The organism is Streptomyces siamensis (assembly GCF_039543605.1).
Classification (GTDB): domain Bacteria; phylum Actinomycetota; class Actinomycetes; order Streptomycetales; family Streptomycetaceae; genus Streptomyces; species Streptomyces siamensis.
Genome location: NZ_BAABKB010000026.1, coordinates 81,099 through 91,322, shown reverse-complemented (window position 1 = coordinate 91,322; position 10,224 = coordinate 81,099). Strand labels below are relative to the sequence as shown.

General features: G+C 71.9%; 11 protein-coding genes and 1 pseudogene. 10 read left to right on the top strand and 2 right to left on the bottom strand.

Annotation, left to right across the window (positions count from 1 at the left end; translation table 11 throughout):
- The 5 genes and pseudogenes from rpsA to ABEB03_RS28605 form a co-directional block, all read left to right on the top strand.
- Positions 1 to 212, top strand: a pseudogene (gene rpsA, locus ABEB03_RS28625) (30S ribosomal protein S1); the annotation flags it as partial.
- Positions 213 to 774: 562 nt separating this feature from the next.
- On the top strand, positions 775 to 2,301 hold the full coding sequence (locus ABEB03_RS28620; protein WP_425589317.1) for a flavin monoamine oxidase family protein: 1,527 nt from the start codon (positions 775 to 777) through the stop codon (positions 2,299 to 2,301).
- Positions 2,302 to 2,415: 114 nt separating this feature from the next.
- Positions 2,416 to 3,354: a PAC2 family protein gene (locus ABEB03_RS28615; protein WP_095933608.1), complete on the top strand. Its 939-nt coding sequence runs from the start codon at positions 2,416 to 2,418 to the stop codon at positions 3,352 to 3,354.
- Positions 3,355 to 3,496: 142 nt separating this feature from the next.
- Positions 3,497 to 4,105: a dephospho-CoA kinase gene (gene coaE / locus ABEB03_RS28610; RefSeq protein WP_345655541.1), complete on the top strand. Its 609-nt coding sequence runs from the start codon at positions 3,497 to 3,499 to the stop codon at positions 4,103 to 4,105.
- 50 nt (positions 4,106 to 4,155) lie between these two features.
- Positions 4,156 to 4,536: a tetratricopeptide repeat protein gene (locus tag ABEB03_RS28605; protein ID WP_345655539.1), complete on the top strand. Its 381-nt coding sequence runs from the start codon at positions 4,156 to 4,158 to the stop codon at positions 4,534 to 4,536.
- Between the two features lie 37 nt (positions 4,537 to 4,573).
- Here the strand turns inward: ABEB03_RS28605 and ABEB03_RS28600 are convergent, their stop codons facing one another.
- Positions 4,574 to 4,897: a DUF6343 family protein gene (locus ABEB03_RS28600; RefSeq protein ID WP_345655537.1), complete on the bottom strand. Its 324-nt coding sequence runs from the start codon at positions 4,895 to 4,897 to the stop codon at positions 4,574 to 4,576.
- 93 nt (positions 4,898 to 4,990) lie between these two features.
- Between ABEB03_RS28600 and ABEB03_RS28595 the strand changes: the two genes are divergently transcribed.
- The 3 genes from ABEB03_RS28595 (at position 4,991) to ABEB03_RS28585 (ending at position 7,491) form a co-directional block, all read left to right on the top strand.
- Positions 4,991 to 5,977: an acyltransferase domain-containing protein gene (locus ABEB03_RS28595; RefSeq protein ID WP_345655535.1), complete on the top strand. Its 987-nt coding sequence runs from the start codon at positions 4,991 to 4,993 to the stop codon at positions 5,975 to 5,977.
- A 228-nt stretch (positions 5,978 to 6,205) separates the two neighbouring features.
- Positions 6,206 to 6,892: a class I SAM-dependent methyltransferase gene (locus tag ABEB03_RS28590; RefSeq protein ID WP_345655551.1), complete on the top strand. Its 687-nt coding sequence runs from the start codon at positions 6,206 to 6,208 to the stop codon at positions 6,890 to 6,892.
- A gap of 152 nt (positions 6,893 to 7,044) precedes the next feature.
- Positions 7,045 to 7,491 carry a DoxX family protein gene (locus tag ABEB03_RS28585; protein WP_345655533.1) on the top strand — a complete coding sequence of 149 codons (447 nt, stop codon included), beginning with the start codon at positions 7,045 to 7,047 and terminating at the stop codon, positions 7,489 to 7,491.
- 140 nt (positions 7,492 to 7,631) lie between these two features.
- Here the strand turns inward: ABEB03_RS28585 and ABEB03_RS28580 are convergent, their stop codons facing one another.
- Positions 7,632 to 8,276, bottom strand: coding sequence for an RNA-binding S4 domain-containing protein (locus ABEB03_RS28580; protein WP_345655530.1), 645 nt, complete (start codon positions 8,274 to 8,276; stop codon positions 7,632 to 7,634).
- Between the two features lie 229 nt (positions 8,277 to 8,505).
- Here ABEB03_RS28580 and ABEB03_RS28575 point away from each other — a divergent pair, with 229 nt between their 5' ends.
- Both ABEB03_RS28575 and pip read left to right on the top strand, forming a co-directional pair.
- Positions 8,506 to 9,198, top strand: coding sequence for a uracil-DNA glycosylase (locus ABEB03_RS28575; RefSeq protein WP_345655527.1), 693 nt, complete (start codon positions 8,506 to 8,508; stop codon positions 9,196 to 9,198).
- Positions 9,199 to 9,240: 42 nt separating this feature from the next.
- Complete coding sequence (pip, locus tag ABEB03_RS28570; protein ID WP_345655525.1) at positions 9,241 to 10,203, top strand: prolyl aminopeptidase; 963 nt, start codon at positions 9,241 to 9,243, stop codon at positions 10,201 to 10,203.
- The last annotated feature ends 21 nt before the right edge of the window (positions 10,204 to 10,224 follow it).

The window sequence follows — 10,224 nt, the reverse complement described above, 5'->3', positions numbered from 1 at the left end:
AGCAGCGCTTCGAGCAGCACCAGGCGCAGGTCATCAAGTCCCGCGAGGCCGACGCCCAGGCGGCGGCCGAAGGCGGCGACGCGGCGGGTGCGGCTCCGGCCGCGTCCGGCGGTGGCTCGTACTCCTCGGAGTCCGCGGACAACTCCGGCGCCCTGGCGTCGGACGAGGCCCTGGCTGCCCTCCGCGAGAAGCTCGCCGGCGGCCAGAGCTGAAAGCTCACCGCTAGGCGCTAGCCGATGACTGCGGGCCCGCACCCATCAGGGTGCGGGCCCGCAGTGCGTTTCCCGCCGACCACACGGGTCACGGCGGCTGCCGCGTCGAGCACGCGGGTCACGGCCGGCCGCCTTGCCGACCCCGGTGGACGGCGGCCGCACCGACGACCCCGTCGAATGGTGGCTGCCTGTCGACCGCGGCGGATGGCGATCGCCCCGCCGACCCGGCGGATGGTGGCTGCCCTTCCGGCGACGGGCCCTCGGTGCGTGCGGTCCCTGTGACGTCGGCTGACCGTTCCCGGTGATCGCGTCGCCCCGGGAGCGCGGGCCACGGCCGCTCGGTGGTCTCGTGGCGCACGGTGTCCACCCGGCTGGACGCGTGCGCGGGCAGAAACGTGCGGGATACACGAGTTGCCGATGGGCCGTAACCGGCCATTGGGAGGCTTCCTCGGTCGTTCAAGATCGAAAGGGGAGCCCTGTCATGCCACAGCCTCAGAGCCGTCCTGGTACGAGCCGGCGTTCGTTCCTGCGCACGGTGGGTCTCACCGGTGGCGCGGGCACGATGTTCGCCACCATGGGAGCTCTCGGTCTCGCCCCCACCGCCCAGGCCGCACCGCGCGAACAGCCCTTCCGTGCCCCGAAGCCGAGCGACTTCACGCTCACGGGACGCGGCGCGGCGAAGGTCGTCATCGTCGGCGGCGGCATCGCCGGACTGGCGTCCGCGTACGAACTCGGCAAGGCCGGCTACGACTGTACGGTCCTGGAGGCCAGAGACCGCACCGGCGGACGCAACTTCACCGTGCGGGGCGGAGATTCGACCACCGACCTCTACGGCAACACCCAGAGGGCCCGCTTCAGCGAGGGCCAGTACATGAACGCGGGCCCGGCCCGCCTGCCGCAGTGGATGGTCACCCTCGACTACTGCCGCGAACTCGGCGTCCCCGTCGAGGTGTTCACCAACTCCAACGCGGACGCGTACCTCTTCAACGAGTCGGCGGGCATGACCGAGCCGATGCGATACCGCACCGCCAAGGCCGATGTCTACGGCTACGTCTCCGAGTTGCTCGCCAAGGCCACCGACAAGGGCGCCCTCGACAAGGAACTCACCGCCGCCGACCAGGAGAAACTCGTCGAGTTCCTCAAGGACTTCGGCGAGCTCGGCGACAATCTGACGTACGAGGGCGGCGAGCGGCGCGGCTACACCACCGTCCCCGCCGCGGCGGGCACCCCCGGAGTGCCGCTCGACGGCATCCCCACCGCGTCCGAGGTCTTCGCCAGCGGCGTCGGCCGTTACTTCTCCTTCGAGTTCGGGTTCGACCAGGCGATGCTGATGTTCCAGCCGGTGGGCGGCATGGACCGGATACCGAGGGCCCTGACGGAGGCGATCGGCGCCCGTCGCATCCGGACGGGAGCCGTCGTCTCGAGGATCACCGACAAGGGCAGCGGCGTCACCGTCACGTACACCCAGGCCGGCCGGACCAGTTCCATCGACGCCGACTACTGCATCGGCGCCCTGCCGCCGAACATCCTCGCCAAGGTCCCGCACAACCTCGGACCGGGAGTGCAGAGCGCCCTGGAGGCGATCACCCCGCAGTCCGCGGGCAAGATCGGGCTGGAGTACCGCTCCCGCTGGTGGGAACTGGACCACCACATCTACGGCGGCATCACCGAGACCGACCAGGACGTCACCCACATCTGGCACCCCTCCTACGGCTTCCACGGCGAACGCGGCGTCCTGATCGGCTACTACAACTACGGCGGTGACGCCGACGCGTACGCGAAGCTCACCCCCGGGGAACGCGAGAAGCGAGCCGTGGCCGCGGGCGTGAAGATCTACGGCGAGAAGTACCGCACCGAACTCGCCTCTTCGTTCTCGCACCACTGGCGCCAGACACCGCACCTGGAGGCCGCCTGGCACGACACCCCGGGCGGGCCCGACGACAGCCGCTACAAACCTCTCAACGAGCCCACCGGCCGGGTCTACTTCGCGGGCGACTGGCTCAGCTACACCGACGCCTGGCAGCACGGCGCCTTCACGTCCGCCCGCAAGGCGGTGACGGCGCTCCACGCGCGCGTGCTGTCCGCGTGACCGTCCGGCGGCGGCCGAGAAGGGGGTAAGAGGATGGTGGTGAGGGGCGCGGTCCGGGAATGCCCGCGCTCCGCACCATGTTGTGCTGTACGAACACGAGGAGGAGCGGTCACAGTGCTTGATCCGCAGGGTTTGTACGCATGGGAGCCGAAGGGCCTGGCCGTCGTCGACGTGGCGCTGGCCCAGGAGTCGGCCGGTCTTGTCATGCTCTACCACTTCGACGGATACATCGACGCGGGCGAGACCGGCGACCAGATCGTCGACCGGCTGCTCGACTCGCTGCCCAACCAGGTCGTGGCCCGTTTCGACCACGACCGGCTCGTGGACTACCGTGCCCGCCGGCCGCTGCTGACGTTCAAGCGCGACCGCTGGACCGACTACGAAGAGCCCACCCTCGACGTGCGACTCGTCCAGGACGCCACCGGAGCGCCCTTCCTACTGCTGTCGGGCCCGGAGCCGGACGTGGAGTGGGAACGCTTCGCCGCCGCCGTCCAGCAGATCGTGGAGCGGCTCGGCGTCCGTCTGTCGGTGAACTTCCACGGCATCCCCATGGGTGTCCCGCACACCCGGCCCGTCGGCCTCACCCCGCACGGCAACCGCACCGAGCTGGTACCCGGCCACCGCAGCCCCTTCGACGAGGCCCAGGTCCCCGGCAGCGCCGAGTCCCTCGTCGAGTACCGCCTCATGGAGGCCGGACACGACGTCCTGGGCGTCGCCGCTCACGTGCCGCACTACATCGCCCGTTCGCCGTACCCGGACGCCGCGCTGACCGTCCTGGAGTCGATCACCGCCGCGACCGGCCTGGTGCTTCCCGGCATCGCGCACACCCTGCGCACCGAGGCGCACCGTACGCAGACCGAGATCGACCGGCAGATCCAGGAGGGCGACGAAGAGCTCGTCTCCCTCGTCCAGGGCCTTGAGCACCAGTACGACGCCGCCGCGGGCGCCGACACGCGGGGCAACATGCTCGCGGAGCCGGTGGAGATCCCGTCCGCGGACGAGATCGGCCTGGAGTTCGAGCGGTTCCTGGCCGAGCGTGAGGGCGACTCCTGACCGGACCCCGGACCCCGGACCCCGGACCCCGGACCCCGGGCCGCGAGGACGACCGGGCCGGTTCCCGCCGTACCCGCACTCCCGGCCGAGGGATCCCTCCCGGCCGAGGGGCCTGCCGTCGTCAGGGCCTAAGCTGCTGGGCATGCTGAAGGTGGGCCTGACCGGCGGTATCGGCGCCGGCAAGAGCGAGGTGTCCCGGCTCCTCGTCGAGCACGGAGCGGTACTGATCGACGCGGACAGGATCGCGCGGGAGGTCGTCGCACCCGGAACCGCCGGGCTCGCGGCGGTCGTGGACGCCTTCGGGCGGGACGTCCTCGCCCCGGACGGCAGCCTGGACCGGCCCCGGCTGGGTGCGATCGTCTTCGCCGACCCCGAGAAGCTCGCCGTGCTCAACGCGATCGTGCACCCGCTGGTGGGTGCCCGCTCGCGCGAACTGGAGGACGCCGCCCCCGACGACGCCGTCGTCGTGCACGACGTGCCCCTGCTCGCCGAGAACGGCCTCGCGTCGATGTACGACCTCGTGATCGTCGTCGACGTGGCCCCAGAGACCCAGCTCGACCGGCTCGTACGGCTGCGGGGCATGACCGAGCAGGACGCCCGTGCCCGCATGGCCGCGCAGGCCACGCGCGAGAAGCGCCGGGAGGTCGCGGACGTCGTCATCGACAACGACGTGGCCCTCGGCGAGTTGGAACGCCGTGTAAGGGACGTATGGGACGGTCTCGTGCGCCGAGCCCACCGACCCGGGGAATAGCGGCCCCCGACGGGGGCGTTGACCCCGTGCAGTGAGGGAAGGATTCAGCCGTGCCCGAGACCAGCGGTTCGACCGGACGTACTCCGGAGACGCATGTCATCGACTTCCGCGCCGCCGAGCACCTGCTCGCCGCGCGCGACCCGCGGGGCGCGGTGAAGCTGCTCGACCCGGTCATCGCCGCCCATCCCGAGAACACGGCGGCCCGGCTGCTGCGCGCACGGGCCTTCTTCGCCGCCGCGCAACTGCGCCCCGCCGAGCTGGAGTTCACGATCGTCCTGGAGCGTGAGCCGGACAACGCGTTCGCGCACTTCGCGCTCGCCCGCACCTACGAGCGCCAGCGCCGCCCCGAGCAGGCCAAGCGTCACTTCAGGCTGGCGGCGGCGCTCGACCCGAAGCCGCAGTACCTGGAGGCGGCGCGCTTCGACGCGTAGCGGGCCGGCCGTGCGGAGGTGCCGTTGCTCCGAGTGGTCACGGGTGACGGTGTTCGGGTGGCCGTCGGTAAGGCGGCCGACTGCCCGGAGGCCGGTACGGCGGTCGCGTCTCCGGCGGTGCGTAAGGCGGCACGTCGCGTCCCGGCTGATAGTGCGGTCCCTGGCGGATGTGCCGCAGGATCATCGCCATGTCGACGGTGACGACCAGCCACAGAACGCCGCACGCGGCAGCCCAGCCGGGCCGTCCGACCAGCGCGAACGCGACCGTCCCGAAGATCGCCCAGACCAGGCCCCACAGGCTCAGCCAGAAGCGCGCCCGCAGTGCACTGCGCGCTGTCGTCGGTTCACTGCCCGTACGCATCAGGATCACTACTCCTACTGGGAAACGTACTCTTCGTGGTGCACGTTCACCAAGTGAGAGCGGTCGGTACGGCGACCGCCGGGGGAGGCGACGGTGCTGCTGGAGGCGCTGCGGGCGGACGCGGGACTCGCGGAGTGGCTGAAGAGCCTGGAGGGCGAAGGTCCGCCAGGAGTGGAAGCGGTGCTCCCGGACGGCGACGAGCTGGCCGACGTGCTGCTCGATCTGACCGTGGCCCACGAGCACATCAACGAACTTGTCGCGCTGCGCGCCCGATTGGTCGCCGACCCGGAGGCCATGACCCTCCTCGCGCGCTGCGTCGCCCGCTTCGTGCGGGACATGGGAGAGGTCGGCAGGGGCTGGGAGCCGCCCGCCTTCCCGGAGTCCGCCGGGGCACTCGGGCGCTGCTTCCACGTGTACGTCTTCGTCGCGGTGCTGCCCCACGTGCGGGCCTACCACCGGGAGCGTGGCATCCCCGAGGACGTGTCCCGGCGCACCCTCGCCGACCTCGGCCGTCACGTGGCCGTCCACTGCAGGAGGGCCGGGACACCGGGACTGCTGTTCCCCTGGTGGATAGCCCTGCACTTCCACGGGGAGCTGTTCCAGCTGGGCAGGCTCCAGTTCCAGCGGGCGCGGCTCGGCCGGCGCACGGGCCGGGCCGTCGCCGACGCGGGTCTTGACCTGGGCCCCGGCGACCCGTGCCTGAGCCTGCACATCACCGACTTCCGCGGGCCGCTGACGCCCGCCGCCTGCGACCGTTCGCTCGCCCTGGCCCGCGACTTCTTCGCCCGCCACTTCCCCGACGAGCGCTACGGGGTGGCCGTGTGCCACTCCTGGCTGCTCGATCCCCAGCTCAAGCGCTATCTGCCCGCCGAGTCGAACATCGTCCGCTTCCAGGACCGGTTCGCGCTCGTCCACCAGGACGGCACCCCGGACGACGGGGTGCCCGTCGGGTTCGTCTTCGGCGATCCCGACCTGCCGCTGGAGACGCTGCCCCGGCGCAACAGCGTGGAGCGTGCGGTCGTCGACCATCTGCGTGCGGGCGGCCACTGGTACGGAGGGCACGGCTGGTTCGCTCTGTGAGCCGAACGGTTCGTGCCGTGACCGACCCGAGCCTGCGGTCCCGGGCGCCTTTCGCCGAACCGGTGCTTCTCGAACCGCTCTTCTCGAACCGCCCTTCTCAGAATTGGCGCTTTCTCGAACCGGCATCCCTCGAACACATCACCCGAACGAGTGGCGGTGAGTTGGAACGGGGTGCCGGAGACCGTCCGTTGGACGGGTATGAGCATCGAGAAGCGTCAGAAGACAGAGATGCGGCAGGGACACGCGGGTACCGGACCGGGCGCGATCACACCGGACGGCTGCGCCGTCGAGTTGTATGCGCGCCTGCCCGTCGGGGACGAGCCGGACATCGTGACCGCCGCGGTGCCCCCGGGCGCGCACATCCTGGAACTGGGCAGCGGGGTGGGCCGCGTGACCCATCCGCTCCTGGAGCGGGGCTTCATGGTCACGGCCGTGGACGAGTCCGCCGAGATGCTGGAGCGCGTCCGTGGGGCCCGCACGATATGCGGCACGATCGAGGGCCTGGAGCTCGGTGAGACCTTCGACGTGGTGATGCTCGGGTCGTTCCTCGTGCACACCGGTGACGAGAGGGAGCGCAGAGCGCTGCTGGACGCCTGCGTCCGCCATGTCGCCGACGACGGCTGTGTACTGATCCAGCGCGAGGGGCAGGACTGGCACACCCGAGTGCCGCGTGAGCGGGTGGACGCCTCCGGCTTCACCGTCCGCATCCTGTCCGCGGATCCGGTCGGCGACGGGGTGAACTCGGTCCGCGCGGAGTACGAGTTCCCCGACGCCACCTGGACCCAGACGTTCCTGTCCCGCCCGCTGACGGAGGACGAGTTCGAGGAGGCCCTGAGGGAGGCCGGGCTGAGAGTGGACCGTCGCCTGACCGAGGACGGGGTGTGGATGAGGGCGGTGAAGGCGACGCGGGGCTGATTCCGGGGGCGTGGGGCCGGAATGGGACACGGGAGAGCGGAGGCGAGGTACGAGCGAGGCGAACAAATGTCGTCCGGCGGCGATGAGTTCCGCGAGCCCGCCCGGTCTACCTCTGTGAAAGCACGAGCCACCGCTTCCCACAGGAGACCAGCATGTCCGAGACCACCCTCCCCGCCTCCCGAGTCGCCTCCGCCGCCTCCGTGAACGCCCCGCGCAGCCGTGGCGCACGCGTCTCCCTGACCGCTCTGCAGATCGTCCTCGGCCTCTTCTACGCCATCGCGAGTGCCCTGCCCAAGCTGATCGCGCACCCGTCGGCCGCCGAGACCTTCGACAAGCTGGGCTGGGGCCACACGGGTATGTACATCATCGGCGCGCTCGAACTCGCCGGAGGCCTCGCCCTGTTGATCCCGCTGTTCGACTCCGTGGCGGCGATGGCGCTCGGCGCGCTGATGGTGGGCGCGTTCATCGCCAACATCACCGCCATCCACGGCCCCTATGTGGCGACCCCGCTCATCCTCGTCCTGCCGCTCGCCCTGATCGCCTGGGCCAGGCGGAGCCACACCACGGAGCTGCTGCGACTGGTGCGACGACGGGCATGACGGCCGTACGGCGGCGAGGGCACCCCGGCAACAGGGGGTGCCCTCGCCGCCGTACGGCGTCACGGGTGCCTCAGTCGCGGTGGGGCTGGATGTCCCGTCGCGGGACGGTCCGGTCGGGTGCGCCGACCCGCCCGGACGGCTCAGGAGTCCGCGTCGCCGAAACCGTCATGGCGACCGCGTGCGCCGGAGGATCGCGAGGAGCCCGAGGACCGGGACGAGCCCGACGGGCGTGACCTGCCCGGGCGGGCCGTCGGGGCGGGGCCGCTGCCGGGAGCGTCGGCCGCACGGGCCGCGTCGGCGAAACCGGGCGTGCCGGCGGCGAGCCCCCGCAGCCGTTCCATGTCGCGGCGGTCCCGCTTGGTCGGGCGGCCCGTGCCGCGGTCGCGGATGCCCGCAGGGGCAACGGCCTCGCGCGGCGGGGGCGGCGGGCTGTTGTCGACGTAGCACTCGACGGCGACGGGCGCACCGACCCGCTTGCGGATGAGGCGCTTGACGACGACCACCAGCTCCCGGCCTTCGTGCCGCAGGCGCACCTCGTCGCCGACGCGCACGGAGTACGCGGGCTTGACGCGTTCGCCGTTCACCCGGACATGTCCGCCGCGGCAGGCGGTGGCGCCCAGTGAGCGGGTCTTGACGAGCCGCACGGACCAGATCCAGCTGTCGACGCGCACGCTCTCGCCGCCCGCCGGACCCGCGGCCCTGGCGGAGGCCGCCGCGTCGCCGGAGCCGGGCGCACCGCCCGCGCCCGTGTCCTTCTTCTCCCCGTCAGCACCCTGAGAAGCCATGTCGTCGACTTTAGTCCCCCTGGGCCCGGACACCTCCGGGTTTTTCCGTCGCCCGGACCACCCCGGATGCGGCGGGCCGGGCGAGCCCGGGGGCTGTCGTTCGAGGTCACCCGCGGCACGGTGGGCCGGGGACCTCGGCGGGACAGCGGAGCAGGGGGCGACCTTCTCTCCTGCTGACGATCCGCGGGTGGCCGCGGGCGTGGTGATGACCTGGTCGTACGGTGGAGGCATGGACACCGGTGGCCTGGCCGAACTGGACACGCGGATCTCCGGCTGCCGGGCGTGCCCGCGCCTGGTCGCCTGGCGCGAGGAGGTGGCCCGCACCAAGCGCGCCGCCTTCGCCGACGAGACGTACTGGGGACGGCCGGTGCCCGGCTTCGGCCCGGCGGACGCCCGGCTGCTGATCGTCGGCCTCGCACCCGCCGCGCACGGCGGCAATCGCACGGGTCGCATGTTCACCGGCGACCGCTCCGGGGACGTGCTGTACCAGGCCCTGTACGACGTGGGCCTGGCTTCGCAGCCGACCTCGGTGTCCGCCGCCGACGGCCTGGAACTGCGGGGCGTCCGCATCACCGCGCCCGTCCACTGTGCCCCGCCCGCGAACAAGCCGACACCGGCGGAACGGGACACCTGCCGGCCCTGGCTGGTGAGGGAACTGGAGCTGCTGCGGCCCTCGCTGCGCGCCGTGGTGGTCCTCGGCGCCTTCGGCTGGCAGGCCGCGCTGCCGGCCTTCGCCGAGGCAGGATGGGCGGTGCCGAAGCCGCGGCCGGTGTTCGCGCACGGGGCGCGGGTGCCGCTCGACGGGCTGGAACTGTTCGGCTGCTTCCACGTCAGCCAGCGCAACACCTTCACCGGCCGGCTCACCCCCGAGATGCTGCGGGACGTCCTGCGGACGGCGAAGGAGGCGGCCGGGTTGGCGTGAATCGCCGCGACGGCACCGCGGTAGGGGCGTTACCGTGCGCGGATGGGCCTGTATCCGGAGATCGAACCTCATGACCGCGGCATGCTCGATGTCGGGGACGGCAACCAGGTGTACTGGGAGGTCTGCGGCAATCCGCGCGGCAAGCCGGTGGTGATGCTGCACGGCGGTCCCGGCTCCGGCTGCACCCCGCATTACCGGCGCTACTGCGACCCGGCCGCATACCGGATCGTGCTGCTCGACCAGCGCGGCTCCGGACGGTCGACCCCGCACGCGAGCGCCTACGACACGGACATGGGCGTCAACACGACGGACCGTCTGATCCGGGACCTGGAGCTGCTGCGGCGACGGCTCGACATCGAGCGGTGGCTGGTGTGGGGCGTGTCGTGGGGGTCGGTGCTCGGGCTGCGGTACGCGCAGACCCATCCGCACGCGGTGTCCGAACTGGTGCTGACGGGAGTGGCCACCGGCTCGGACCCCGAGGTGGCGCTGCTGACCAGGGGGCTGGGGAGGATCTTCCCGGAGGCGTTCGAGCGGTTCCTCGGCGAGCTGCCCGCGCACGACCGCGACGGGAACCTCGCCGCCGCGTACAACCGGCTGATCGAGTCGCCCGACCCGCGGGTGCGGGAACGCGCGGCGCGCGCGTGGACCGACTGGGAGACGGCGACCGTCCCGGCGCCGCCCCGCTCGGTGGAACGCTACGAGGACGCGGCCTTCCGCATGGGCTTCGCCCGGACCGTCACCCACTACTGGGGCAACGACCACTTCCTGGGCGAAGGGAACGCCGAAGGTGTGGTGCTGCGGGACGCGCCGCTGCTCAAGGGCATCCCGGGCACGCTGGTGCAGGGCAGTCTCGACTTCGGGAACCTGCTGGGCATCGTCTGGCGGCTGCACCGGGCCTGGCCCGACAGCGACCTGGTCGTCGTGGACGACGCCGGGCACGGTCCCGGCGCTCCGGGCATGGCGGAGGCGCTGGTCGCGGCCACCGACAGGTACGCGCGGGGATAGCGGACCCGCACGACGCCAGAG

Excerpts from the sequence above, each read along its gene's own strand:
- ABEB03_RS28585 (WP_345655533.1), top strand. The coding sequence starts at position 7,045 with ATGTCCGAGACCACCCTCCCCGCCTCCCGAGTCGCCTCCGCCGCCTCC.
- ABEB03_RS28590 (WP_345655551.1), top strand. The coding sequence starts at position 6,206 with ATGCGGCAGGGACACGCGGGTACCGGACCGGGCGCGATCACACCGGAC.
- ABEB03_RS28575 (WP_345655527.1), top strand. The coding sequence starts at position 8,506 with ATGGACACCGGTGGCCTGGCCGAACTGGACACGCGGATCTCCGGCTGC.
- pip (WP_345655525.1), top strand. The coding sequence starts at position 9,241 with ATGGGCCTGTATCCGGAGATCGAACCTCATGACCGCGGCATGCTCGAT.
- ABEB03_RS28600 (WP_345655537.1), bottom strand. The coding sequence starts at position 4,897 with ATGCGTACGGGCAGTGAACCGACGACAGCGCGCAGTGCACTGCGGGCG.
- ABEB03_RS28620 (WP_425589317.1), top strand. The coding sequence starts at position 775 with ATGTTCGCCACCATGGGAGCTCTCGGTCTCGCCCCCACCGCCCAGGCC.
- ABEB03_RS28580 (WP_345655530.1), bottom strand. The coding sequence starts at position 8,276 with ATGGCTTCTCAGGGTGCTGACGGGGAGAAGAAGGACACGGGCGCGGGC.
- coaE (WP_345655541.1), top strand. The coding sequence starts at position 3,497 with ATGCTGAAGGTGGGCCTGACCGGCGGTATCGGCGCCGGCAAGAGCGAG.